The 24288-nt window shown below is 74.1% G+C and carries 19 protein-coding genes and 1 tRNA gene; 14 read left to right on the top strand and 6 right to left on the bottom strand.

The genetic code is table 11. From position 1 onward, the window contains the following. Positions 1-393 precede the first annotated feature (393 nt). From ABZ920_RS05045 to ABZ920_RS05035, 3 genes are all read left to right on the top strand, one after another. Positions 394-2763 carry a UvrD-helicase domain-containing protein gene (locus ABZ920_RS05045; RefSeq protein ID WP_361498876.1) on the top strand — a complete coding sequence of 790 codons (2370 nt, stop codon included), beginning with the start codon at positions 394-396 and terminating at the stop codon, positions 2761-2763. A gap of 438 nt (positions 2764-3201) precedes the next feature. Then, complete coding sequence (locus tag ABZ920_RS05040) at positions 3202-4620, top strand: NAD-dependent malic enzyme (protein ID WP_361498874.1); 1419 nt, start codon at positions 3202-3204, stop codon at positions 4618-4620. A gap of 334 nt (positions 4621-4954) precedes the next feature. Beyond that, positions 4955-5236 carry an HU family DNA-binding protein gene (locus tag ABZ920_RS05035; protein ID WP_003990598.1) on the top strand — a complete coding sequence of 94 codons (282 nt, stop codon included), beginning with the start codon at positions 4955-4957 and terminating at the stop codon, positions 5234-5236. A gap of 384 nt (positions 5237-5620) precedes the next feature. On the opposite strand, the gene murA is transcribed toward ABZ920_RS05035, so the two are convergent. Then, a complete protein-coding gene (murA, locus tag ABZ920_RS05030; protein ID WP_361498872.1) occupies positions 5621-6967 on the bottom strand; it encodes a UDP-N-acetylglucosamine 1-carboxyvinyltransferase in 1347 nt (448 codons plus the stop codon). 323 nt (positions 6968-7290) lie between these two features. On the opposite strand from murA, the gene ABZ920_RS05025 reads away from it, so the two are divergent. The 7 genes from ABZ920_RS05025 (at position 7291) to ABZ920_RS04995 (ending at position 16970) form a co-directional block, all read left to right on the top strand. Continuing rightward, positions 7291-7863 (top strand): YqgE/AlgH family protein, encoded by a 573-nt coding sequence (locus tag ABZ920_RS05025; RefSeq protein ID WP_361498870.1) that lies wholly within the window; start codon positions 7291-7293, stop codon positions 7861-7863. A 29-nt stretch (positions 7864-7892) separates the two neighbouring features. Next, positions 7893-8171 (top strand): DUF3039 domain-containing protein, encoded by a 279-nt coding sequence (locus ABZ920_RS05020; protein ID WP_361498868.1) that lies wholly within the window; start codon positions 7893-7895, stop codon positions 8169-8171. 424 nt (positions 8172-8595) lie between these two features. Further along, complete coding sequence (locus ABZ920_RS05015; protein WP_361498866.1) at positions 8596-10275, top strand: beta-N-acetylhexosaminidase; 1680 nt, start codon at positions 8596-8598, stop codon at positions 10273-10275. Positions 10276-10673: 398 nt separating this feature from the next. Then, positions 10674-11567: an FAD binding domain-containing protein gene (locus ABZ920_RS05010; protein ID WP_361498864.1), complete on the top strand. Its 894-nt coding sequence runs from the start codon at positions 10674-10676 to the stop codon at positions 11565-11567. Then, positions 11564-13651 carry a 2Fe-2S iron-sulfur cluster-binding protein gene (locus ABZ920_RS05005; protein WP_361498862.1) on the top strand — a complete coding sequence of 696 codons (2088 nt, stop codon included), beginning with the start codon at positions 11564-11566 and terminating at the stop codon, positions 13649-13651. The genes ABZ920_RS05010 and ABZ920_RS05005 overlap by 4 nt, the downstream gene beginning before the upstream one ends. Then, entirely contained in the window at positions 13648-15948 is a 2301-nt protein-coding gene (locus tag ABZ920_RS05000) for a molybdopterin cofactor-binding domain-containing protein (protein WP_361498860.1), read from the top strand. Before ABZ920_RS05005 ends, ABZ920_RS05000 begins: the two co-directional genes overlap by 4 nt. A gap of 308 nt (positions 15949-16256) precedes the next feature. After that, positions 16257-16970, top strand: coding sequence for an SUKH-4 family immunity protein (locus ABZ920_RS04995; protein WP_361498858.1), 714 nt, complete (start codon positions 16257-16259; stop codon positions 16968-16970). Positions 16971-17083: 113 nt separating this feature from the next. On the opposite strand, the gene ABZ920_RS04990 is transcribed toward ABZ920_RS04995, so the two are convergent. Together ABZ920_RS04990 and ABZ920_RS04985 are read right to left on the bottom strand one after the other, a co-directional pair. Next, complete coding sequence (locus tag ABZ920_RS04990) at positions 17084-17431, bottom strand: hypothetical protein (RefSeq protein ID WP_361498856.1); 348 nt, start codon at positions 17429-17431, stop codon at positions 17084-17086. After that, complete coding sequence (locus ABZ920_RS04985; protein ID WP_361498854.1) at positions 17428-17616, bottom strand: hypothetical protein; 189 nt, start codon at positions 17614-17616, stop codon at positions 17428-17430. The genes ABZ920_RS04990 and ABZ920_RS04985 overlap by 4 nt, the downstream gene beginning before the upstream one ends. A 281-nt stretch (positions 17617-17897) precedes the next feature. On the opposite strand from ABZ920_RS04985, the gene ABZ920_RS04980 reads away from it, so the two are divergent. Next, the gene (locus ABZ920_RS04980) at positions 17898-18122 is read left to right on the top strand and encodes a GntR family transcriptional regulator (protein WP_361498852.1); all 225 of its coding nucleotides are present in this window, start codon (positions 17898-17900) and stop codon (positions 18120-18122) included. A 151-nt stretch (positions 18123-18273) separates the two neighbouring features. Here the strand turns inward: ABZ920_RS04980 and ABZ920_RS04975 are convergent, their stop codons facing one another. The 3 genes from ABZ920_RS04975 to ABZ920_RS04965 all read right to left on the bottom strand — a co-directional run bounded on the left by ABZ920_RS04975 (position 18274) and on the right by ABZ920_RS04965 (position 19338). Continuing rightward, a complete protein-coding gene (locus ABZ920_RS04975) occupies positions 18274-18495 on the bottom strand; it encodes a helix-turn-helix transcriptional regulator (protein ID WP_361498850.1) in 222 nt (73 codons plus the stop codon). Beyond that, a complete protein-coding gene (locus ABZ920_RS04970; RefSeq protein ID WP_361498911.1) occupies positions 18495-18986 on the bottom strand; it encodes a DUF2975 domain-containing protein in 492 nt (163 codons plus the stop codon). Before ABZ920_RS04970 ends, ABZ920_RS04975 begins: the two co-directional genes overlap by 1 nt. A 277-nt stretch (positions 18987-19263) precedes the next feature. After that, positions 19264-19338, bottom strand: a tRNA-Cys gene (locus ABZ920_RS04965). A 270-nt stretch (positions 19339-19608) separates the two neighbouring features. Between ABZ920_RS04965 and ABZ920_RS04960 the strand changes: the two genes are divergently transcribed. The 3 genes from ABZ920_RS04960 (at position 19609) to ABZ920_RS04950 (ending at position 24120) form a co-directional block, all read left to right on the top strand. Next, the gene (locus tag ABZ920_RS04960) at positions 19609-21069 is read left to right on the top strand and encodes an MFS transporter (RefSeq protein WP_361498848.1); all 1461 of its coding nucleotides are present in this window, start codon (positions 19609-19611) and stop codon (positions 21067-21069) included. A 246-nt stretch (positions 21070-21315) separates the two neighbouring features. Next, on the top strand, positions 21316-23115 hold the full coding sequence (locus ABZ920_RS04955; protein WP_361498846.1) for a DEAD/DEAH box helicase: 1800 nt from the start codon (positions 21316-21318) through the stop codon (positions 23113-23115). A gap of 363 nt (positions 23116-23478) precedes the next feature. Beyond that, positions 23479-24120: a helix-turn-helix domain-containing protein gene (locus ABZ920_RS04950; RefSeq protein ID WP_361498844.1), complete on the top strand. Its 642-nt coding sequence runs from the start codon at positions 23479-23481 to the stop codon at positions 24118-24120. Positions 24121-24288 lie beyond the last annotated feature (168 nt).

Raw genomic sequence — 24288 nt, 5'->3', positions numbered from 1 at the left:
GCCCGCCCGCAGCGGCCGGCGCGTCGACGCCGGGTGCCTTGCTGAAGAACCGAGCTCGCGCCGGTCCGAGGACGGGCACCCCCCGGCGCGCCCCCGCCCCACGACGGCGCTGTTCGGCAGCCGGCCGCACGCCGGCTGCACGCCGGCTGCACGCCGGCCGCACGCCCCCGGCCCCGCGCCGGCCCCGCGCCCGCCCGGCCGGCATCCGCGCGGCCTGCGGCAGCACGGCCCGCGACCGGGCGTGGCCGGCCGCGGGCCCACGCGGTCGGCATCCGCACCGCCGCCGGCCGCGCAGGCCGGCAACGCGGGCCGGCAACGCGGGCCGGCGCGTAGCCTCACACGCCTCCCTTCGCGTACGGTTGACGGCTGCCCAGCACGTCAGAAGGGGGCCCGGTGGCCGCTCAGGCTCAACAGGATTCCGCGGTCGAATCGGTTCACGACGAGGCGCAGGACTCCGTACGCGACCGAGAGATCAGCGTGGAACAGGCACACCTGGACCGGGTGTACCAGCGCCTCGAGGAAAAGATCCACGAGGCCGAGTTCCTCATGCACGACGCGGCCCGGCGCGGCCAGGTCGGCACGCCCGGCGCGCTGGCCGAGCGCGACGCGCAGGTCTTCCGGGCGGGGATCCACCTCAACCGCCTGAACAACGAGTTCGAGGACTTCCTCTTCGGCCGCATCGACCTGCTGCCCGGCAAGGACGGCAAGAAGGGCGCCGACGGCGCGTACACCGCCGTCGAGCCCGCCGAGGGCGCGGTCCGGGACGACAACACCGCCGACATCGCCGAGACCCTGCACATCGGCCGCATCGGCGTCCTCGACCAGGACTACTCGCCGCTCGTCATCGACTGGCGGGCCCCGGCCGCCGCCCCCTTCTACCGCTCCACCCCCGTCGACCCCGGCCGGGTCGTGCGCCGCCGCGTCATCCGCTCCAAGGGCCGCCGGGTGCTGGGCGTCGAGGACGACCTGATGCGCCCCGAGCTGCGGGCGTCCCTCGACGGCCGCGAACTGGCCGTCGTCGGCGACGGCGCGCTGATGGCCGCGCTCGGCCGGGCCCGCAGCCACACCATGCGGGACATCGTCTCCTCCATCCAGGCCGAGCAGGACCTGGTGATCCGCGCCCCCGCCTCCTCGGTGACCTACGTCGAGGGCGGCCCCGGCACCGGCAAGACCGCCGTCGCCCTGCACCGCGCGGCCTACCTGCTCTACCAGGACCGGCGCCGCTACGCGGGCGGCATCCTGATCGTCTCGCCGACCCCGCTGCTGGTGGCGTACACCGAGGGCGTGCTGCCCTCCCTCGGCGAGGAGGGCCAGGTCGCCATCCGCGCCATCGGCTCCCTCGCCGCGGACTCCGTCGGCGCGGAGGCGACCCTGTACGACTCCCCGGCGGTGGCCCGCGCCAAGGGCTCCTCCCGCATGCTCAAGGTGCTGCGCAAGGCCGCGCGCGGCGCCCTGGAGCTGAACGGCTCCCCCGAGCGGCTGCGGGTCGTCGCCTTCGGCCGCCGCCTGGAACTGGAGGCCGGGGAACTGGACCGCATCCGCCGCACCGCCCTCGGCGGCACGGCGCCGGTCAACCTGCTGCGCCCCCGCGCCCGCAGGCTGCTCCTGGACGCGCTGTGGCAGAGGTCCGGCGCGGCCGGCCGGCACAGCGACCCGGAACTGGCGGCCGAGCTGCGCTCCTCCTTCGACGAGGACGTCGCGGGCGAGGACGCGTTCATCGCCTTCCTGGATGCCTGGTGGCCCGAGCTGACCCCGCAGACGGTGCTCGCGGCGATGGCCGACGAGCGCCGCCTCGGCCGCTGGTCCCGCCGCGTCCTGAACGCCGGCGAGGTGCGCAAGGTGGCCCGCTCACTCAGGCGCGACGGCTACTCCGTGCACGACGTGGCGATGCTCGACGAGCTCCAGGCCATCCTCGGTGTCCCCGCCCGCCCGAGGAAGAAGCGCGAGCTGGACCCGCTGGACCAGCTCACCGGGCTGGAGGAGCTCATGCCGGCCCGCGAGGAGACGCAGCGCGAGCGGGCCGAGCGGCTGGCGCAGGAACGCACCGAGTACGCGCACGTCATCGTCGACGAGGCGCAGGACCTCACGCCGCTGCAGTGGCGCATGGTCGGCCGCCGCGGCCGGCACGCCACCTGGACGATCGTCGGCGACCCGGCCCAGTCGTCCTGGTCCGACCCCGACGAGGCGGCCCAGGCCCGCGACGAGGCGCTGGGCACCCGCCCGCCCGTCTCCCACCAGTCCTCCGGGCAGGGCCCGGCGGGCCGCACCGCCCGCGGCCGCCGCTTCCGGCTGACGGTGAACTACCGCAACCCGGCCGAGATCGCCGAGCTGGCCGCCAAGGTGCTCGCCCTGGCCATGCCGGGCGCCGAGTCGCCGTCGGCGGTGCGCTCCACCGGCCTCGAACCCCGCTTCGCCGTCGTCGGCGACTCGCTGGAGGCGACCGTCCGGGCGGAGGCCGGACGGCTCCTCGAGCAGGTCGACGGCACCGTCGGCGTGGTCGTCGCCATGCACCGCCGCGAGGAGGCACGGCGCTGGCTCGCCGGGCTCGGCGACCGTGTCGTGGCGCTGGGCAGCCTGGAGGCGAAGGGCCTGGAGTACGACGCGACGGTCGTCGTCTCGCCCGCCGAGATCGCGGACGAGTCGCCGGCCGGCCTGCGGGTGCTGTACGTCGCCCTGACCCGGGCCACCCAGCAGCTGACGGTCGTCTCCGGCGAGCGGGACGAGCCCGACGCGGACGGGGTGCCGGACCTGCTGAAGGACTGAGAGGCGACGCCGGGGCACGGGCCCGGCCCGGCCGGTCCGGTGCCCCGGGGGCGGGGCCTGCCGGGTGACGGGAAAACGAACTTCCGCCGCGGGAATGGTCCCGCGCGATCCGTTTGCTAGCCTTGATGTGACACCGGCCCGATCCAAGCCCCCGGGCCCAACCTTCGTCGCTACGAGCGACCACTTGCCGCGAGGCGAGCATGGCGGGTCGGTGTCATTGAGCTGGGGAGAGGCCCACGTCGTGTGACGTGGGCCTCTTTCGTTGCCCGCTGGCCCTCTCGTAGTCTTTCTCGCATGGCGGAACGGATCTTCCGAAAGAATGCCCTCCGCCGGTGAACAAAACGTCCGCAATCCGGGGCGGCTACCGCGTACTCAGGGGTAGGTGCGACGATCGGACGGCAGAACTTCGCGTCACGGTGAAAGCAGAGGAAGTCGGCCATGGCAACGGCGCCCAGCGTCTCCTACTCGATGACCATCCGGCTGGAGGTGCCCGCGGGCGGAACCGCCGTCTCGCAGCTCACCACCGCCGTGGAGTCCTCCGGAGGCTCGGTGACCGGCCTCGACGTCACCGCGTCCGGCCACGAGCGGCTCCGCATCGACGTCACCATCGCGGCCGCCTCGACCGCGCACGCCGAGGAGATCGTCGAGAAGCTGCGCGGCATCGAGGGCGTCACCCTCGGCAAGGTCTCCGACCGTACGTTCCTCATGCACCTCGGCGGCAAGATCGAGATGCAGTCCAAGCACCCCATCCGCAACCGTGACGACCTGTCCATGGTCTACACGCCGGGTGTGGCCCGCGTCTGCATGGCGATCGCCGCCAACCCCGAGGACGCCCGCCGCCTGACCATCAAGCGCAACTCCGTTGCGGTCGTGACGGACGGCTCGGCCGTGCTGGGCCTGGGCAACATCGGCCCGAAGGCCGCCCTGCCCGTGATGGAGGGCAAGGCCGCCCTCTTCAAGCGGTTCGCCGGCATCGACGCCTGGCCGATCTGCCTGGACACCCAGGACACCGACGCGATCGTCGAGATCGTCAAGGCGATCGCCCCCGGGTTCGCCGGCATCAACCTCGAGGACATCTCCGCGCCGCGCTGCTTCGAGATCGAGGCGCGGCTGCGCGAGGCCCTGGACATCCCCGTCTTCCACGACGACCAGCACGGCACCGCCATCGTCGTACTCGCGGCCCTCACCAACGCGCTGCGCGTGGTCGGCAAGGCGATGGAGAACGTGCGCGTGGTGATGTCCGGCGCCGGCGCGGCCGGCACCGCCATCCTGAAGCTGCTGCTCGCCGCGGGCGTGAAGAACGCCGTCGTGGCCGACATCCACGGTGTCGTGCACGCCGGCCGCGCCGACCTCGTCGACGCCGCCCCCGGGTCGGCGCTGCGCTGGATCGCGGACAACACCAACCCCGAGAACCTGACGGGCACGCTGAAGGAGGCCGTGCGCGACGCGGACGTCTTCATCGGCGTCTCGGCGCCCAACGTCCTCGACGGCGACGACGTGGCCGCCATGGCCGACGGCGCGATCGTCTTCGCTCTCGCGAACCCCGACCCCGAGGTGGAGCCGGCAATCGCCCGCCAGACGGCGGCGGTTGTGGCCACCGGCCGCTCCGACTTCCCCAACCAGATCAACAACGTGCTGGTCTTCCCGGGTGTCTTCCGCGGCCTGCTGGACGCGCAGTCGCGCACCGTCAACACGGAGATGATGCTCGCCGCCGCGCAGGCCCTGGCGGACGTCGTCACCGAGGACGAGCTGAACCCCAACTACATCGTCCCGAGCGTCTTCAACGACAAGGTCGCGGGCGCGGTCGCGGGCGCGGTGCGGGAGGCCGCCAAGGCGGCGGGCGCGACGGTCTCCTGAGCCCGGTGCGGGCCGGCTGTGAGGATCGCCACGGCCGTCCGCCGGCCCGGCGCGTCGACCGCCGCCGGGTCCGGTCGCCCTTTATGGTGACGGCCACGCGCGGCCCGGGGCTCCTGTGACTCCCAAGGGTGTTCTCACGACTCCAACGGGTGCCGGATTGGCTTTCCCGCCGCAGGTGGGGGCAGGATGCTTCCCCAAGGACTACGTCCTGGGGGCACCCCCAAGGGGCGCGAGGGCAGAGGGACGGACCCGGGTCCGGGTACTCACCGAGGACCCTGGCAGCATCGGCTTCGTTCTCATGCCTCAACGGCAAGAAAGACACGGGAGTAACAACATGAACCGCAGTGAGCTGGTGGCCGCGCTGGCCGACCGCGCCGAGGTGACCCGCAAGGACGCCGACGCCGTGCTGGCCGCGTTCGCCGACGTCGTCGGCGACATCGTCTCCAAGGGGGACGAGAAGGTCACCATCCCTGGCTTCCTCACCTTCGAGCGCACCCACCGTGCCGCTCGCACCGCGCGCAACCCGCAGACCGGCGAGCCGATCCAGATCCCGGCCGGCTACAGCGTGAAGGTCTCCGCGGGCAGCAAGCTCAAGGAAGCCGCCAAGGGCAAGTGACCTTGCCGTTCGCCCGCCACGGACGGCGTGCGAGGCCCGCTAGGGCACGATGACGCCGAAGGGGCGGCCACCCACGGGGGTGGCCGCCCCTTCGCCGTACGAAACGGCCGCGACGGCCTCACACGGCCCCCGGACGGCCCGGCGCGGCCGCGCCCGGCCCGCGGCGGCCTCGCCCGGCTCCTCGGCGCCGTGAGACGGCATCCCACTCGTCCTCGCCCGGCGGGTCGGCTTGTGCGCCGGGGTGCGCGGAGGCTCGGCGGTTGCCCGGGCCCAGGGTTTCCCCGGCCCCCGGCCGGGTCCCGCCCCGGCAGACGGTCCCCGCGGGCCCGGCGGCCGGTACGCCGCGGGACGGTTCCGGCCGCCGGGCCCGCCGGGACCGGGGTGTCAGCCGAGGGCCTTGCCCGGCAGGTCGGCCTTCGCGCCCAGCTCGGCGAGCTTCTCCATGAAGTTCTCGTAGCCGCGGTTGATGAGCTCGATGCCGTGCACCCGGGACGTGCCCTGGGCCGCCAGCGCGGCGATCAGGTACGAGAAGCCGCCGCGGAGGTCGGGGATGACCAGGTCGGCGCCCTGGAGCTTCGTGGGGCCCGAGACGACCGCGGAGTGCAGGAAGTTGCGCTGCCCGAAACGGCAGACGGAGCCGCCGAGGCACTCGCGGTAGAGCTGGATGTGGGCGCCCATCTGGTTCAGCGCGGAGGTGAAGCCCAGCCGGGACTCGTACACCGTCTCGTGGATGATGGACAGCCCCGTGGCCTGCGTCAGGGCCACCACCAGCGGCTGCTGCCAGTCCGTCTGGAAGCCGGGGTGCACGTCCGTCTCCAGCGCGATCGACTTCAGCTGCCCCCCGGGGTGCCAGAAGCGGATGCCCTCGTCGTCGATCTCGAAGGCGCCGCCCACCTTCCGGTAGGTGTTGAGGAACGTCATCATCGACCGCTGCTGCGCGCCGCGGACGTAGATGTCGCCCTCGGTCGCCAGCGCCGCCGACGCCCAGGACGCCGCCTCCAGGCGGTCCGACAGGGCGCGGTGGGTGTAGCCGCCGAGCTTGTCCACACCGGTGATGCGGATCGTCCGGTCGGTGTCCATCGCGATGATCGCGCCCATCTTCTGCAGCACGCAGATGAGGTCCTCGATCTCCGGCTCCACGGCCGCGTTGGACAACTCGGTGACGCCCTCGGCCAGTACGGCCGTCAGCAGCACCTGCTCGGTCGCGCCGACGGACGGGTACGGCAGCCGGATCTTCGTGCCGCGCAGCCGCTGCGGGGCCTCCAGGTACTGGCCGTCGGCCCGCTTCTCGATCGTCGCGCCGAACTGCCGCAGCACGTCGAAGTGGAAGTCGATGGGCCGGCCGCCGATGTCGCAGCCGCCGAGGCCGGGGATGAAGGCGTGCCCGAGCCGGTGCAGCAGCGGGCCGCAGAACAGGATCGGGATGCGCGACGAGCCCGCGTGGGCATCGATGTCAGCGACGTTCGCGCTCTCCACCCGCGTCGGGTCGAGCACCAGCTCGCCCGGCTCCTCACCCGGACGGACCGTCACGCCGTGCAGTTGCAGCAGACCGCGTACGACGCGCACGTCACGGATGTCCGGAACGTTGCGCAGTCGACTCGGCTCGCTGCCCAGCAGGGCGGCGACCATGGCCTTCGGTACGAGGTTCTTCGCACCGCGGACACGGATCTCGCCCTCCAGCGGGGTTCCGCCATGGACAAGCAGTACGTCGTCAGTGCCGTTGACGGTCATGTATCTCGCGTTCCGATGAGTTGGGCAGGGGCCGGCCGATCTTCGGGCAGGGGCCGGGAAGACAGAGTAATCGCCGTGCGGCCCCCTTCCGTAAGCCCGCGGACGGCCCGGGCCCGTCATGGCTCTGTCACAACACGAACCGTCCCGGCGCGGGCACGTGGGGTCACCGGCCACGCGGTGCGCGACCCGGCCCCACGGGCGGGCCGGCCCGGCTCCCCGCGGCGCGACGCCCGGGCGGCCCGCGTCCCGCCCCTGCGGCCGCCGTCACTCCCGTGACCCGATTGGTTCCCCACACCGGGGCAAGATGCGGGATCATGTCTGGCATGACCGAGGTGTCCTCGCTCACAGGGCGGCTGCTCGTGGCTACCCCCGCCCTGGCGGACCCGAACTTCGACCGTGCGGTGGTGCTCCTTCTCGACCACGACGAGGAGGGCTCCCTCGGTGTCGTCCTCAACCGTCCGACCCCCGTGGACGTGGGCGACATCCTGGAGGGCTGGGCGGACCTGGCCGGTGAGCCCGGCGTCGTCTTCCAGGGCGGCCCGGTGTCGCTGGACTCCGCGCTCGGGGTCGCCGTCGTCCCGGGGGGCGCCTCCGGCGACGGCACCCCGCTGGGCTGGCGCCAGGTGCACGGCGCGATCGGCCTCGTCGACCTGGAGGCCCCGCCGGAGCTGCTGGCCTCCGCCCTGGGCTCCCTGCGGATCTTCGCCGGTTACGCGGGCTGGGGGCCGGGCCAGCTGGAGGACGAGCTGGTGGAGGGGGCGTGGTACGTGGTGGAGTCCGAACCCGGCGACGTCTCCTCCCCGGCCCCCGAGCGGCTGTGGCGGGAGGTGCTGCGCCGCCAGCGCAACGAGCTGGCGATGGTCGCCACATATCCGGACGACCCGTCGCTCAACTGATGCCCGCGGGGTTTCAGTACCCTTGCCGTATGAGCACTCTCGAGCCCGAGCGCGGGACTGGTACGGGAACCCTCGTCGAGCCGACGCCGCAGGTCTCCCACGGCGACGGCGACCACGAGCGCTTCGCCCACTACGTTCAGAAGGACAAGATCATGGCGAGCGCCCTCGACGGTACGCCCGTCGTGGCGCTGTGCGGCAAGGTCTGGGTGCCGGGCCGCGACCCGAAGAAGTACCCCGTCTGCCCGCTGTGCAAGGAGATCTACGAATCCATGGGCAGCGGCGGCGAGGGCGACGACAAGAAGAAGTAGTCCGGCCAGCGGCCGCCGGCCGGTCCGTCCCCGGACCGCCCGCGGTCTGGTTCCGGGCCGCCGCCGGTGCGTTTCCGGCGCGCTTGCCGTCCGAGAGCTGCCGAGATCCGTCGTGGGTCCGCGAGGTCCCCGGTGCGCCGTCGGGCGTGTCCGGGGACCTTTTGCCGTGCGGGGTGCTTTTGTGCGGCGGACCCGGCCGATCACCTACGCGGTGGCCTCGTTCCGGGCTGCTTTCCCCTGGAATTCGCTGTTTCCCGCGGTAACCTTCGCGGCGTCCGGCGGAAACCGCCGCGGCGGCCGCAGCGGTGTGAATCCGGCGGGCGTTTCCCTTGTGCTTCCGGCCCCTTTATTGGCATGTTCCTGATTGCCCGAACGGCGCGGTGGCATCCGTTCGCCGGGGCGGGCGAAGCGGTGGAGGAGAGACGTGACGACCCCTGTTCCGCACGAGCCGTCCCCGCATTCCGGCGCCTCGCTCGTCCCGGCCCCCGGCCGCCTGTCCGCCGGCCCGTCCGGCGGCGGGCGCTGCTCGATCGACGGCGCGACGACGATCGAGGCCGCCCCCGGCACCGAGGGGGTCGCCCGGTGGCTGCGGACCACCGTCGGCGCGGCGACCGGGTACCCGCTGCCGCCCTCGCACGGCGAGGACGCACCCCGGATCGTGCTGCGGATCAGCCCGGAACCCGGAGGCGAACCCGACGGCCCGGAGGCCTACCGCCTCAGCGCCGCCGGCCGTCGCGTCGTCGTCGGCGGGGCGAGCGCGGCCGGCGTGTTCTGGGGCGCGCAGACCCTCCGCCAGCTGCTCGGCCCGGACGCCTTCCGCCGGGCCCCCGTCACCGTCCGGGACGCGTGGGAGTTCCCCGCCGTCACGATCCACGACCGCCCGCGCTTCCGCTGGCGCGGTCTCCTGCTCGACGTGGCACGGCACTTCATGCCGAAGGACGGCGTCCTGCGCTACCTCGACCTGATGGCGGCGCACAAACTCAACGTCCTGCACCTCCACTTGACCGACGACCAGGGCTGGCGCCTGCCGGTCGAGCGGTATCCGCGGCTGACCGGGGCCGGATCGTGGCGGCCCCGCACGAAATTCGGCCACCGGGCCTCACCGCTGTGGGAGGAGAAACCGCACGGGGGCCACTACACCCGGGACGACATCCGCGAGATCGTCGCCTACGCCGCCGAACGGCACATCACCGTCGTCCCCGAAATCGACGTCCCCGGCCACTCGCAGGCGGCCATCGCCGCATATCCGGAACTCGGCAACACCGACGTCGTCGACACCGCCTCCCTGACCGTCTGGGACGACTGGGGAATCTCCCCGAACGTGCTCGCCCCGACCGACGCCACACTGCGTTTCTACGAGCACGTCCTGGAGGAAGTGCTCGAACTGTTCCCGTCGCGGTACGTCCACGTCGGCGGCGACGAGTGCCCCAAGGACCAGTGGCGGCGGTCGCCCACCGCGCAGGCGCGCATCGCGGAACTCGGACTCGCGGACGAGGACGGGCTCCAGGCCTGGTTCGTCGGTCACTTCGGGCGGTGGCTGTCCGAGCGGGGGCGCCGCCTCGTCGGCTGGGACGAGATCCTGCAGGGCGGCCCGCCCGAGGGCGCGACGGTGTCCTCCTGGCGCGGCCGTGCGGGCGGCGTCGCCGCCGCGCGGGCCGGCCACGACGTCGTCATGTGCCCCGAGCAGGAGGTGTACCTGGACCACCGGCAGGCGCCCGGCGACGACGAGCCCGTGCCGATCGGCTGGGTGCGCACGCTGGAGGACGTCTACCGGTTCGAGCCGGTGCCGCCGGAACTCGAGCCGGAGCACGCCCGCCATGTGCTCGGCGCGCAGGCCAACCTGTGGTCCGAGGTGACGGAGGACCAGAACCGCGTCGACTACCAGGCGTTCCCGCGGCTGGCCGCCTTCGCCGAGGTGGCCTGGAGTGCCCTGCCCGCTCCCGCGGAACGGGATTTCGCCGATTTCGAACAGCGGATGTCCGCCCACTACCGGCGACTTGACGCCCTCGGCGTCGCCTACCGACCGCCCACGGGCCCCCTTCCCTGGCAGCGCCGGCCCGGCGTGCGCGGTCGCCCGCTCGACGGACCGCCGCCCGTGAGGTGAGCGCACCCCGTCCGCCGCGGCCCGGGCATCCGCCCGCGGGGTGACCGGCCCGAACATCCGCCCGCGGCAGGCGCGCGCGGACGCGGCGCCCTCCCCGGGCGGGGCGGCGGCTCCGGTGCGCACGTGGCACACGGCCCGGCCGGCACCGGCCGGGCGCCGACTCGAACAGAGGAGGAGAAAACGCGCAAGGGTCAGTGAAAAGTGCGAAATTCGCCCGCACCGGTGACGTCGTGCGAAACCGGACCTGCTGTCCGGTGAGGTGGGGGAACGTCTCCTGGCGGACCCCCGCGTCCGGGACTTGCGAAGATGTGCCAGAGTTGCCACGTCCGCCCTGTCAGGACGTACCGTACGGCAGCACAGGTGGGACCAGTGGGGGCAGCGGGAAGGGGCAGCCTGTTTTGACCACGCACGCACCGCAGGCGGCGCAGGCCGTCACGCTGCCCACGACGCTGGACGAGGCGGTGGCGGCCCTGACCGCCGCGCCCGCCGCGGTGCCCGTCGCGGGCGGCACCGACCTCATGGCCGCCGTCAACTCCGGGCAGCTCAGGCCCGCCGCGCTGGTCGGACTCGGCCGGATCAGCGAGATCCGCGGCTGGCAGTACCAGGACGGGCACGCGCTGCTCGGCGCGGGCCTCACGCACGCCCGCATGGGCCGCCCCGACTTCGCCGCCCTGATCCCCGCGCTCGCCGCCGCCGCGCGTGCCGCGGGCCCGCCGCACATCCGCAACGCGGGCACCCTGGGCGGCAACATCGCCTCGGCCGCGCCCACCGGTGACGCGCTGCCCGTGCTGGCCGCCCTGGAGGCGACGCTGATCATCGCCGGCCCGGGCGGGGCCCGCCGGGAGATCCCGGTGTCGCACCTGCTGGCGGGCATGGACCTGCTGCGGACCGGCGAGCTCATCGGCTACGTGCGCGTGCCCCTGCTGCACGCGCCCCAGGTCTTCCTCAAGGCCACCGGCCGGACCGGCCCGGGCCGCGCGGCCGCCTCCGTGGCGCTGGTCCTCGACCCCGCTCGGCGCGGCGTGCGGTGCGCGGTCGGGGCCATAGCGCCGATGCCGCTGCGGCCTCTGGACGCCGAGCACTGGGTCGCGCAGCTCATCGACTGGGACAACAACCGGGCGGTCGTCCCCGAGGCGCTGACCGCCTTCGGGGAGTACGTCGCCGCGGCCTGCATCCCCGACCCGGTCCCGGCCGAGGACGGCTCCGTACAGCCGCTGCCGCCCGCCGTACTGCACCTGCGGCGCACCGTCGCCGCGCTGGCCCGACGAGCACTGGGGAGGGCGCTGTCGTGACCGACGACCAGCACGCGGAGGGGACGCCCGCGAGCGGCGGCCGCTGGGATCCGCTGCCGCAGGGCGACTACGACGACGGCGCCACCGCCTTCGTGAAGCTCCCCGAGGGCGGCATCGAGGCGCTCCTGGCCGCCGACAGCCCGCTCGCCGCGCCCGGCCACGGGTACGTGCCGCCGCGGATAGCGGCGGCGCCCGCACCGCCCGAGGCCGCCGACGGCGCCTGGGCCGCGACCGCCCAGGGCGCCCAGTGGCCCGACCCCCACGCCGTGCCGCACGACCCGGACGCGACCGACCGGTTCACCTACGACCCCCAGTCCACCCAGCACTGGCACACCGGCGAGGAGCAGGCCGGGCAGGCGGCGCCCGCCCCCGGCCAGGACGTGACCGGGCAGTGGTCGATCCCCGTCGCCGGCGGCGACCTCCCGGACGAGTCGGGCGAGTTCACCACGTCGTCCCTGGTCCAGCAGTGGGGCGGCACCCCTCCGGCCACGCTCCCCGGCGGCGCCGCCGCCCCGTGGGCCACGGAAGGAGCGGGACAGCCGTGGGGGCAGCAGCCGCCCGCGGCCGGGCAGGAGGCGGCCCCGGACCCGGCCGCCCCGCACGCCCCGGCCCCGCACACGGCCGAGCGGCCGGCGGGAGACACGTACGGCGGCGAGCAGCCGGCGGCGGACACCTACGGCGGCGAGCAGCACGCGTACTTCGGTGAGCGGGCCCGGGGCGGCGCGCACGCCGGCCCCCCGGCGCCCGCCGCGTACCCGGGTGAGCGTGCGCCGCAGGCGCCGCACGCCGGGGAGGCGCCCGGCGGACCGGAGCCGTACGACCCGTCCCGGGCCCACCCGTACGCACAGCCCGAGGCCCACCGGGCGGGCCCGTTCCCGGCGCCCGCGCCGCACGGTGCGGGGGAGGGACACCACCCGGAGGCCGCTTACGCCCCGAGCGCGGACCGGGAGGCGGCTCCGCGGACGCCGGACGCGGACACGGCGGCCCAGGAGGCCGGGACGGCGGCCGCGTCCGCCGAGGCTCAGGCGCCGGCCTCTCCGGCCGGCGGCACAGCGGCCGGAGACGGCCACGGGACCCCGGACGGGCAGGTCCCGGAGGGTTCCGCGGACAGCGCCGCCGAGCCGGCGGCCGGACCCGGCGACGCCCCACAGTCCGCCCACGCGACCGGCGAGGCGGCCGGCGACGCCGAACGGGCCGCGGAGGCCGCCGAGGCGCCCGCCGAGCCGTCCGGCGGCCCCGGCCCGGACGAGGACGCGCCCCCCGCGCCCCGGGCCGCCGGGGAGCCGGCGACGGCCTCCGGCCGGGTCGCGGACCCCGCGACGGCCGGGGAGCCCCCGGCCGCTGCGGACCCGGAAACCGCGGCGCCGGACCAGGACTCCGCCCCCTCGGACCCGGAGACCGCCGCCGCGCAGCAGGATGCGGACCCCGCCGACGACGCGCACTCCGCGTCCCCGCACGACGAACACCCGCTCGCCTCCTACGTCCTGCGCGTCAACGGCGTGGACCGGCCCGTCACCGACGCGTGGATCGGCGAGTCGCTGCTCTACGTCCTGCGGGAGCGGCTCGGCCTCGCCGGCGCCAAGGACGGCTGCTCGCAGGGCGAGTGCGGCGCCTGCAACGTCCAGGTCGACGGACGGCTCGTCGCCTCCTGCCTGGTGCCCGCCGCCACCGCGGCCGGCAGCGAGGTCCGCACCGTGGAGGGCCTGGCCGTCGACGGGCAGCCCTCGGACGTGCAGCGGGCGCTCGCCCGGTGCGGCGCGGTGCAGTGCGGCTTCTGCGTGCCCGGCATGGCGATGACCGTGCACGACCTGCTGGAGGGCAACCCGGCGCCGACCGAACTGGAGACCCGCCAGGCGCTGTGCGGCAACCTGTGCCGCTGCTCGGGCTACCGGGGCGTCCTGGAGGCCGTCAAGGAGGTCGTCGCCGAACGCGAGACGCACACCGCGGCCGACGAGTCCGAACCGGGCGCCGACGAGCCGCGCATCCCCCACCAGGCGGGCCCGGGAGCCGGCGGGGTCCACCCCTCGGCGTTCGACCCCCCGCACCGGCATGACCCCTACGGCCAGGACGGAGGCCAGCCGTGAGCAACGAAGCCGCCGCCGCCACGGAGGCCGCGCCCGCGCCCGAGCCGCTGCCGCACGGCATCGGCTCCTCGCTGCCGGCCGCCGACGCCCGCGCCAAGACGGAGGGGACCTTCCCCTACGCGGCCGACCTGTGGGCCGAGGGCCTGCTGTGGGCGGCGGTGCTGCGCTCGCCGCACCCGCACGCCCGCATCCGGTCCATCGACACCACGCACGCGCGGGAGATGCCCGGCGTGCGGGTCGTCATCACCCACGAGGACGTCCCCGGCAGCCCGGTGTACGGCCGGGGCAGGCCCGACCGCCCGGTGTTCGCCTCCGAGGTCGTGCGCCACCACGGCGAGCCGATCGCCGCCGTCGCCGCCGACCACCCCGACACGGCGCGGATGGCCGCGGCGGCCGTCATCGTCGAGTACGAGGTCCTCGACCCGGTCACCGACCCGGAGCAGGCCTTCGAGGCCGAGCCCCTGCACCCCGACGGCAACCTGATCCGGCACATCCCGCTGCGCCACGGCGACCCCGAGGCGGCCGGCGAGGTCGTCGTCGAGGGCCTGTACCGGATCGGGCGCCAGGACCCGGCCCCGATCGGCGCCGAGGCCGGGCTCGCGGTGCCCCGCCCCGACGGGGGCGTCGAGCTGTACCTGGCCTCCACCGACCCGCACGCCGACCGTGACACGCTCGCCGCCTGCTACGGCCTGGAACCGGACCGCGTGAAGATCGTGGTCACCGGTGTGCCCGGCGCCACCGCGGACCGCGAGGACCAGGGCTTCCAGCTGCCGCTCGGCCTGCTGGCGCTGCGGACCGGCTGCCCGGTGAAGCTGACGGCGACCCGCGAGGAGTCCTTCCTCGGCCACGCCCACCGCCACCCGACCCTGCTGCGCTACCGCCACCACGCCGACGCCGAAGGCCGGCTCGTCAAGGTCGAGGCGCAGATCCTGCTCGACGCGGGCGCCTACGCCGACACCTCCTCCGACGCCCTGGCCGCCGCGGTCGCCTTCGCCTGCGGCCCCTACGTCGTGCCGAACGCGTTCATCGAGGGCTGGGCGGTGCGCACCAACAACCCGCCCTCCGGCCATGTCCGCGGCGAGGGCGCGATGCAGGTCGCGGCCGCCTACGAGGCCCAGATGGACAAGCTCGCCAAGAAGCTCGGGCTCGACCCGGCGGAGGTACGGCTGCGCAACGTCATGGCCACCGGCGACGTCCTGCCGACCGGCCAGACGGTGACGTGCCCGGCCCCGGTCGCCGAACTGCTCCAGGCCGTGCGCGACCACCCGCTGCCGCCGCTGCCCAAGGACAGCCCCGAGGAGGAGTGGCTGCTGCCCGGCGGCCCCGAGGGCGCGGGCGAACCGGGCGCCGTGCGGCGCGGCGTCGGCTACGGCCTGGGCATGGTGCACATGCTCGGCGCGGAGGGCGCGGACGAGGTCTCGACGGCCACCGTGAAGGTCCAGGACGGGGTCGCGACGGTGCTGTGCGCAGCCGTGGAGACCGGCCAGGGCTTCACCACGCTGGCCCGGCAGATCGTCCAGGAGACGCTCGGCATCGACGAGGTGCACGTGGCGCCGGTCGACACCGACCAGCCGCCGGCCGGCGCGGGCTGCCGGGGACGGCACACCTGGGTCTCGGGCGGCGCGGTGGAGCGGGCCGCGAAGATGGTCCGCACCCAGCTGCTCCAGCCGCTCGCGCACAAGTTCGGCATGTCCACGGAACTGCTGCAGATCACGGACGGCAAGATCACGTCGTACGACGGCGTGCTGTCGACCACCGTCACCGAGATGCTCGAGGGCAAGGAGCTGTGGGCGACGGCCCAGTGCCGCCCCCACCCGACCGAGCCGCTGGACGAGTCCGGCCAGGGCGACGCCTTCGTGGGCCTGGCGTTCTGCGCGATCCGCGCGGTGGTGGACGTCGACATCGAGCTGGGCTCGGTGCGGGTGGTGGAGCTCGCCCTCGCGCAGGACGTCGGCCGGGTGCTCAACCCGGCCCAGCTCACCGCGCGCATCGAGGCGGGTGTCACCCAGGGCGTGGGCATCGCGCTCACCGAGAACCTGCGCACGCCGCGCGGCCTGATCCGCCATCCCGACCTCACGGGCTACGCGCTGCCCACCGCGCTGGACGCGCCGGACATCCGGATCGTCAAGCTGGTCGAGGAGCGGGACGTCGTCGCGCCCTTCGGCGCGAAGGCGGTCAGCGCGGTGCCGGTGGTGACCTGTCCGGCGGCGATCGCCTCCGCGGTCCGGGCCGCCACCGGCCGCCCGGTCAACAGGCTCCCCATCAGGCCTCAGGCCGCGGTGGTCACCGTGCAGTGAGCGGCCGGCCCCCGCAGCACACGCGGATGCTGTTGGCGAATTACCCGGCACGGGGGTCGGACGGGCACGTCCGGACGGGGCCCGCCCGCCGTGCGGGGAGGGACCGTGCGCCGGGACGGACGTCACGCCAGGGCCGTGCGGCCCCACCGTGGGCGACGAGCGGCACGTGGGCAACGGGGCTTTTTCGGGGGCGCGTTGTCAGTGCGGCCGCGTAGTGTTCCTGTCGGTGGGTTCGACGGACCGCGCCCGCAGGGCGGACGTCCGCAGTGTCCTGCCCACACTCATGGATCTTCATGCTCGGGGGAGCGATGAACACGACCGACGCCTGTGTCGCGGTGACCGGCCCGACCGAGGCCGCCCTGGCCGGCCCCGCCGGACCGGCCCGCCCGGACTCCTGCACGGGCGGACCCGCGCCGGCGCGTCCCCGGCCGGTGACCGGCGTCGGCCTGACCGACACCCGCCCGCTGGCGCCGTGCCTCGCCACCGTGGCCCACTTCGCCGCGCGGGCGCGCCGTCTGGCGGGCCCGCACGGCCGGGGGGCGCTGCGCGCGGGCCGCTTCGGGCTGACGCTGGAGCTGTCCGCCCGCCTGCTGGACCGCGAGTTCGGCCGGGGCCGCGTCGCGCGCTTCGACGACGTCGACTTCCCGACGACCCTCACGCACGAGCCGACCCGCCGTTTCCTGCGCGAGACGGGCCTGCCGGACGACGGCCGCCTGTTCCGGCTGGACACCGACATCGCCCTGCCGACCCTGGCCGAGTACCGCGCGGACGAGCGCGCGGACGCCGTGCCGCCCACCGGCCTCGGCGCCGGTGCCGGAGCCGATCACGTCATACGCCTCGGCCGCCTCGCCGGCGCCACCGGCGTGCTGCTCGACGGCCGGACCGGCGCCGTCTGGAACTGGGACGAGCGCACGGGCACGGCCCACCCGCTGACCACGGACGTCTCCACCCTGACCCTCACCCTGTGCCTCCTGCACGGCGACCGAGCCGAAAGCCCCGCGCGCCCGGCCACGCGCTCTTGAGCGCGTAACCGGGCCCGGCTCCGGGGGACGCCCCCGGGGCCGGACGCCGATGCACGTGCCGCACGGGTCATCCACCGGCATGTAGTGAACGCGCCACGGCGCAACGCGAGTTCTCATGGCTGCTGAGACAGCTTGCCGTCGATGTCGTCGGGCTCGTCGTACAGCGGGATGCGCAGGCCCCGGCTCTCGCAGACGTTCAAAACGTCCGTCAGACTTTCGACGAGACGGCGGCAGATCCAGCGGAGTTCACCGGTCGTGAGACGTGCCGTGCCCTCGATCATCGGCTTGGCGAGGCACAGGATCACGATCGCCGTCTGGATCTGCTGTTCCTCGATCCTGTCGGCCAAAAGAGACAGGGGAGTGGCCGTGCCGTCCGTCACGAGGTGCGCGGGCTTGCCTTCGAGGCCACTCCACGGCAGGAGCCGGAGGTAGGTCGGCGTGCCCTCGGGCTGGGTGCTCATGCTGTCACTCCCGCCGGGTAGTCCTGTCCGAGGGTTTCGAGCACGGCGGCAGGTCGCCTCTCCCGTTGCCGTCGTCGCTCCTGCTCCCGCTCATGGGTGATGACGTAGGGCCGTACGAGCCGCACGTCCTCGCCGCGCAGGTACTCGGGCGGGCGGGGGCGGCGGCGGTGAGCGAGAAGTCCCACACCAGACGATGCGATGATCAGCCGCCGTGTCGGTGAACCCGCGTGAATGCGCTGGGCTCGGCGCTTGCCTGGACCGGGCAGGAGCCACGAAAGGATGAGGGTCAGTAGGGTTCGCACTGTCGGTCACTCCTTGGGTGATCGGCCATGCCCCCGGACAGTTCGCCGCTGTCGCGGGGGTCCTTCGGTTGCTGTGCGGGTCTTGCTGCTGGACTCAGCGGCAGCATACGCGTATTCGCGTATACGCGGTCGCGAGATCACGAAGATACGCGGATGCTCGATGTATGGATCTTGATCGTTCGGTGCCTGTCTGGCCCCAGGTAGCGGATGAACTGCGCCGCCGGCTGGACGCGGGGAAGTACAAGCCGGGGGAGAGGTTCCCCGCCGTCAACGAGCTGGCGGCTGAACTGGACGTCGCTCCCTCGACGGTGCAGAAGGCGGTGGCTGCGCTACGAGAAGAGGGACGGCTCCGCACCGTGCTGGGGCAGGGCTCGTTCGTGAAGAAGTAGAGGGCTGGTGTGGGCCGGTCGCCGGGACGTCCCACACCAGCCCCGACCGTAGGTGTCGCGAGGCTTCGATCTTCCAGTGGCTGCGGATCAGCTGCTCGCGGAGTCGGTCAAAGGCAAACGGGACCGGCGAGGACGCGTCGGCAGGCGCGGCTCATTCGCCCGCGGTGTCCTCGGTCTCCCAGCGCAGCAGGTCGCCCGGCTGGCATTCGAGCACCTCGCACAGGGCGGCGAGCGTGGTGAAGCGCACCGCCTTGGCGCGGCCGTTCTTGAGTACCGCCAGGTTGGCGGGCGTGATCCCCACCCGGTTCGCGAGGTCGCCCACGGACATCTTCCGCCGGGCCAGCATGACGTCGATGTCGACGACGATCGGCATCAGATCACCTCGTCCAGCTCGGCCTGCATCTGCGCCGCTTCGACGTCGCGCGCGACGGCCTGGGCGAGCAGCATCCGCAGCACGAGCACGATGAGCGCGACTCCCAGGATGGCCACGCCGATCCCGCCCATGATGAGGGTGACGCCCGGGTCGTCCCGCTGGCCCGGCGCATTGAGTGCCGTGACCGCGAACCAGACGAGGGCAGCCGCGACGATCGCGCCGATCACGATGTCCACGTACCGGAAGGCGGCGTGGGAGAACACGGTTCCGCGTCGCACCATCGACACCAGCCGCCCTACGCAGACCACGGCGACCTGGACCGAGACCATGCCCAGGATCGTCATCACGCGCAGTGGGGTCAGCGGGAGCGATCCGTCCTCCGGATCGCTCCCGCTGACCAACGCCCACGCCATCCCGGCCTGTACGAACACGGTGCCGGCGAGCATCACCACGAGCACGGCGCGCAGCGCACCCACTGTCAGCTTTCCCATGACCCACCCTTCCATCGACTTGCGATGGGAATCTATCGAAATTCGATAGGTGAAGCAAGGGCTGGGAAGGGTGGGCAGGTCGGTCGGAGCCTGCGGATCCAGGTCGCTGGGCAGGTACATGCGGCCGTCCCCCGGGCCGAGCCGGGCCGGCAGGTCGTCGACGGTCGCTTGCGTGAGTTCCACGGCCCACCGGTGCAGGCCCAGCCGCTACGAACGGCCGGAAGGGCGGCACCCCTGAAGGAGTGCCGCCCTTCCGTTCTGCCTGGTCGGAGCCAGGTGGAGGCCGTGGCGGGAATCGAACCCGCGTAACCCGCTTTGCAGGCGAGTCCCTCAACCACTCGGGCACACGGCCGTCGCCCGGTCCGGGCCCCCGGCGCGGCCGTGGCGGGGTGGACCCGCCCGCCGTGCCGGTGGTGAAGCGCGCTTCACCGCTCCGAACTCGGTGACTCGACCGTAGGCGGGAGCCCCACCGGCGCTCAAGGAAATCACCGGTCCCGCAACGCGACTGCCACAGGCCGTTCATGAAGCGGGCGGCGCGGGCCCGGTCGTAAGACCAAGGTCCCGGCCTGTGACCGTCTTCCGACAGGTGTCAACGGCGGAGGCGCACCTTACGCTGGCGACCATGACCGCCCTCGAACCGCGCGACACCGGCGTCGCCACCGCCCCCGGCCCGTCCTCCGTGACCGAGGAGGCCGCCGACACCGTGCTGAGCAGGTCCTACCGGGCGCTCAGCATCGGCATCGTCACCGTCGTCCTGCTCATCGCCTTCGAGGCGACCGCGGTGGGCACGGCGATGCCGGTGGCCGCCCGGGAGCTGGACGGGGTGCCGCTGTACGCGTTCGCCTTCTCCGGGTTCTTCACGACCAGCCTGTTCGGGATGGTGCTCGCCGGGCAGTGGTCGGACCGGCGCGGCCCGCTGGGCGCGCTGACCGCGGGGATCGGCGCGTTCGCGGCGGGCCTGCTGCTGGCCGGGACGGCCGGCGCCATGTGGGTGTTCATCCTGGGACGGGCGGTGCAGGGGCTCGGCGGCGGACTGGTGATCGTCGCCCTGTACGTCGTCGTCGGCCGCGCCTACCCCGAGCGGCTGCGGCCCTCGATCATGGCGGCGTTCGCGGCGGGCTGGATCGTCCCGTCGATCGTCGGCCCGCTCGCGGCCGGCGCGGTGACCGAGCACCTCGGCTGGCGCTGGGTGTTCGTCGGCATCCCGGTGCTCGTGGTGTTCCCGCTCGCCCTCGCGCTGCCGCAGATACGCCGGCGGGCGGCGGGCCCGGTGCGGGACGGGGCCGGGCAGGCCTCGTTCGACCTGCGCCGCATCCGGCTCGCGCTCGGCATCTCCCTCGGGGCCGGACTGCTGCAGTACGCGGCGCAGGACCTGCGGTGGGTCTCGCTGCTCCCCGGCGCCGCGGGGGTCGCGCTGCTCGTGCCGGCCGTGCGCGGGCTGCTGCCCCGCGGCACCTGGCGGGCGGCGCGCGGACTGCCGTCGGTGGTGCTGCTGCGCGGGGTCGCCGCGGGCTCCTTCGTCGCCGCCGAGTCCTTCGTCCCGCTGATGCTCGTCACCCAGCGGGGCCTGTCGCCGACCCTGGCCGGCTTCTCGCTGGCGGCGGGCGGCGCCACCTGGGCGCTCGGCTCGTGGGTGCAGTCCCGGCCGGGGGCGGCGCCCCACCGGGAGCGGCTGATGACCGTCGGCATGGTGCTGGTGGCGGCGGCCATCGCCGCCGCGCCGAGCGTGCTCTTCCCCGCCGTCCCCGTCTGGACGGTCGCCGTCGCCTGGGGCTTCGGCTGCTTCGGCATGGGCCTGGTCATCGCCTCCACCAGCGTGCTCCTGCTGCGCCTGTCCGCCCCCGAGGAGGCCGGGGCGAACTCGGCGGCCCTGCAGATCTCCGACGCGCTCTCCAACGTCCTGCTGCTGGCCGCCGGCGGCGCCGCCTTCGTGGCCCTGGGCGGCGGCACGGTGGCCCACTCCGCCGCGGCGGCCGCGGGCACCGGCTCCCACCCGGCGGCCTTCGCCGCGGTGTTCCTGCCGATGGCGGGGGTGGCGCTGGCGGGGGCGTGGGTGACGAGGCGGGTGCACGCCCCTTCGTGAGCGTCCTCACTCCCGTGAGCGGACCGCTCCGACCCCGCCCGGTCGTCACCGCGGCGAGAGGTGCTGCGGGCGGGGTCGAGGTGATCGGCGGGGCGTTGCGGGGGCTCGTGGAGCGGGGTGTGTGAGCTGGGTCCCATCCCCGGGTGACCCCGTGCCGTTCGCGCATGGGTGCCGCCGGGCCGCCGGTAGGGTGGCCCGGTTGTCATACGTAGCCGACCGAGCCGCTCGACCCACCCGACGGAGACCGTGACTACCACCGCCGCCAGCTCGTCCCACTCGCACCACCTCTCGCCCGCCTTCCCGGGCCGCGCGCCCTGGGGCACCGCCAGCAAGCTGCGGGCCTGGCAGCAGGGCGCGATGGAGAAGTACATCCAGGAGCAGCCCCGCGACTTCCTCGCCGTCGCCACCCCCGGCGCCGGCAAGACCACCTTCGCCCTGACGCTCGCGTCCTGGCTGCTGCACCACCACGTCGTGCAGCAGGTCACCGTCGTCGCGCCCACCGAGCACCTGAAGAAGCAGTGGGCGGAGGCGGCCGCGCGGGTGGGGATCAAGCTGGACCCCGAGTACAGCGCCGGCCCGCTCGGCCGGGAGTACGACGGGGTCGCCGTCACCTACGCCGGTGTCGGCGTGCGCCCCATGCTCCACCGCAACCGCGTCGAGCAGCGCAAGACCCTCGTCATCCTCGACGAGATCCACCACGCCGGCGACAGCAAGTCCTGGGGTGAGGCGTGCCTGGAGGCCTTCGAGCCCGCCACCCGCCGCCTCGCGCTGACCGGTACGCCGTTCCGCTCGGACACCAACCCCATCCCCTTCGTCACCTACGAGGAGGGCCAGGACGGCATCCGGCGTTCCGCCGCCGACTACACCTACGGCTACGGCTCCGCGCTCTCCGACGGTGTCGTGCGGCCCGTCATCTTCCTCTCCTACAGCGGCAACATGCGCTGGCGCACCAAGGCGGGCGACGAGGTGGCCGCCAGGCTCGGCGAGCCCATGACCAAGGACGCCGTCAGCCAGGCCTGGCGCACCGCGCTCGACCCGCGCGGCGACTGGATGCCCGCCGTGCTGCGCGCCGCCGACCAGCGGCTGACCGAGGTCCGCAAGGCCATCCCGGACGCGGGCGCCCTCGTCATCGCCTCCGACCAGGACTCCGCGCGTGCCTACGCCAAGCTGATCCGCGAGATCACCGGCACCGGCGCGACGCTCGTCCTGTCCGACGACGTCGGCGCCTCGAAGCGGATCGACGAGTTCAGCGCCGGTGACGGCCGCTGGATGGTGGCGGTGCGCATGGTGTCCGAGGGCGTCGACGTCCCGCGTCTGGCGGTCGGCGTCTACGCCACCACCATCTCCACCCCGCTGTTCTTCGCCCAGGCCGTCGGCCGCTTCGTGCGGTCCCGGCGCCGGGGCGAGACCGCCTCGGTGTTCCTGCCGACCGTCCCGGACCTGCTCACCTTCGCCAACGAGATGGAGGTGGAACGGGACCACGCCCTGGACAAGCCGAAGAAGGAGGGCGAGGAGGACCCGTACGCCGAGTCCGAGAAGGAGATGGAGGAGGCGAACCGGGAGCAGGACGAGGACACCGGCGAGCAGGACATGCTGCCCTTCGAGGCGCTGGAGTCCGACGCCGTCTTCGACCGCGTCCTCTACGACGGTGCCGAGTTCGGCATGCAGGCCCACCCGGGCAGCGAGGAGGAACAGGACTACCTCGGCATCCCCGGCCTGCTGGAACCCGACCAGGTGCAGCTGCTGCTGCAGAAGCGGCAGGCCCGGCAGATCGCGCACAGCCGCAAGAAGCCGGACACCGAGGCCGACCTGCTCGAACTGCCCGCCGAGCGGCGCCCGGTGGTGAGCCACAAGGAACTGATGGAGCTGCGCCGCCAGCTCAACACCATGGTCGGCGCCTACGTCCACCAGAGCGGCAAGCCGCACGGTGTGATCCACACCGAGCTGCGCCGCGTGTGCGGCGGCCCGCCCAGCGCCGAGGCCACGGCCGGGCAGCTGCGCCAGCGGATCGCCAAGGTGCAGGAGTGGGCGACCCGGATGCGGTGACGCCCCCCGGTGGCGGTGTGCCGGCGCACCCGCGCACGTTCCACGGTGGGCCGCGCACCCGCGCGCCCACGGCGGGCCCGTGCAGGCCGAGTACGTATCAGGACGAACGCCGCCAGGTCGCATCGGATCGGTGACCGGATTCTGGACGGAGTCTTCCGCTCAGCGAACCGGCTTCGCTACTGTCCGGCTACGCACACGCCCCGTGGCAGCGCCGCCGCGGAGCGCAGCCGTGAAGCGACCGAGTCCGGGCCGTCCGGACCGCCGGCCGATCGGCGGCCTCTGACGCGCGTCACTGACGGGACTCGGTGACGCATCCGCCGTGACGAGGGCCCGCCGACTTCATCCACCGAAGGAGTGGGCGTCGTGACCGCGGAGACTTCCCAGACGCTCGACCGGGGCCTGAAGGTCCTCAAACTGCTCGCCGACACGGACCACGGGCTGACCGTCACCGAACTGTCCCAGAAACTGGGCGTCAACCGGACGGTGGTGTACCGGCTGCTCGCCACGCTGGAGCAGCACGCGCTCGTACGCCGCGATCTGGGCGGCCGCGCCCGGGTCGGGCTCGGGGTGCTGCGTCTGGGCCGCCAGGTGCACCCGCTGGTGCGGGAGGCGGCGCTGCCGGCGCTGCGGTCGCTGGCCGAGGACATCGGCGCCACGGCCCATCTGACCCTGGTGGACGGGGCGGAGGCCCTCGCCGTCGCCGTCGTCGAGCCCACCTGGACGGACTACCACGTGGCCTACCGGGCCGGTTTCCGGCATCCGCTGGACCGGGGCGCCGCGGGCAAGGCCATCCTCGCGGCCCGGCAGCGGCCGACGGCGGACCCCGAGTACACGCTCACGCACGGGGAGCTGGAGGCCGGGGCCAGCGGGGCCGCCGCCCCGCTCGTCGGGGTGACCGGCGTGGAGGGCAGCGTCGGTGTCGTCATGCTCGCGGACTGCGTCCCGGAACGGGTGGGCCCGCGGGTCGTGGAGGCGGCACGGGAGGTCGCGGAGGCGCTGCGCTGACGGGTGCGGGGCACCCCGCCGAGTCGCCCTGCCCCCGGTCGCGTCGCCCGCGGTCGCCTGGCCGGGCCGCCCTCCTCGGTCGCCTGGCGGGGCCGCCTTCCTCGGTCGCCTCGCTGGGTCACCCCGCCCCTGTCGCCTGCGCCGGGCGGTGTCGCCTGGGGTTGCCTC

Origin of the sequence: Streptomyces sp. NPDC046831, assembly GCF_040645305.1 — a bacterium.
GTDB lineage: Bacteria > Actinomycetota > Actinomycetes > Streptomycetales > Streptomycetaceae > Streptomyces.
This window is presented reverse-complemented; position numbering and strand designations above follow the sequence as displayed.

Excerpts from the sequence above, each read along its gene's own strand:
- ABZ920_RS05040 (WP_361498874.1), top strand. The coding sequence starts at position 3,202 with ATGGCAACGGCGCCCAGCGTCTCCTACTCGATGACCATCCGGCTGGAG.
- ABZ920_RS05035 (WP_003990598.1), top strand. The coding sequence starts at position 4,955 with ATGAACCGCAGTGAGCTGGTGGCCGCGCTGGCCGACCGCGCCGAGGTG.
- murA (WP_361498872.1), bottom strand. The coding sequence starts at position 6,967 with ATGACCGTCAACGGCACTGACGACGTACTGCTTGTCCATGGCGGAACC.
- ABZ920_RS05025 (WP_361498870.1), top strand. The coding sequence starts at position 7,291 with ATGACCGAGGTGTCCTCGCTCACAGGGCGGCTGCTCGTGGCTACCCCC.
- ABZ920_RS05020 (WP_361498868.1), top strand. The coding sequence starts at position 7,893 with ATGAGCACTCTCGAGCCCGAGCGCGGGACTGGTACGGGAACCCTCGTC.
- ABZ920_RS04995 (WP_361498858.1), top strand. The coding sequence starts at position 16,257 with ATGAACACGACCGACGCCTGTGTCGCGGTGACCGGCCCGACCGAGGCC.
- ABZ920_RS04990 (WP_361498856.1), bottom strand. The coding sequence starts at position 17,431 with ATGAGCACCCAGCCCGAGGGCACGCCGACCTACCTCCGGCTCCTGCCG.
- ABZ920_RS04980 (WP_361498852.1), top strand. The coding sequence starts at position 17,898 with ATGGATCTTGATCGTTCGGTGCCTGTCTGGCCCCAGGTAGCGGATGAA.
- ABZ920_RS04975 (WP_361498850.1), bottom strand. The coding sequence starts at position 18,495 with ATGCCGATCGTCGTCGACATCGACGTCATGCTGGCCCGGCGGAAGATG.
- ABZ920_RS04970 (WP_361498911.1), bottom strand. The coding sequence starts at position 18,986 with ATGGGAAAGCTGACAGTGGGTGCGCTGCGCGCCGTGCTCGTGGTGATG.
- ABZ920_RS04960 (WP_361498848.1), top strand. The coding sequence starts at position 19,609 with ATGACCGCCCTCGAACCGCGCGACACCGGCGTCGCCACCGCCCCCGGC.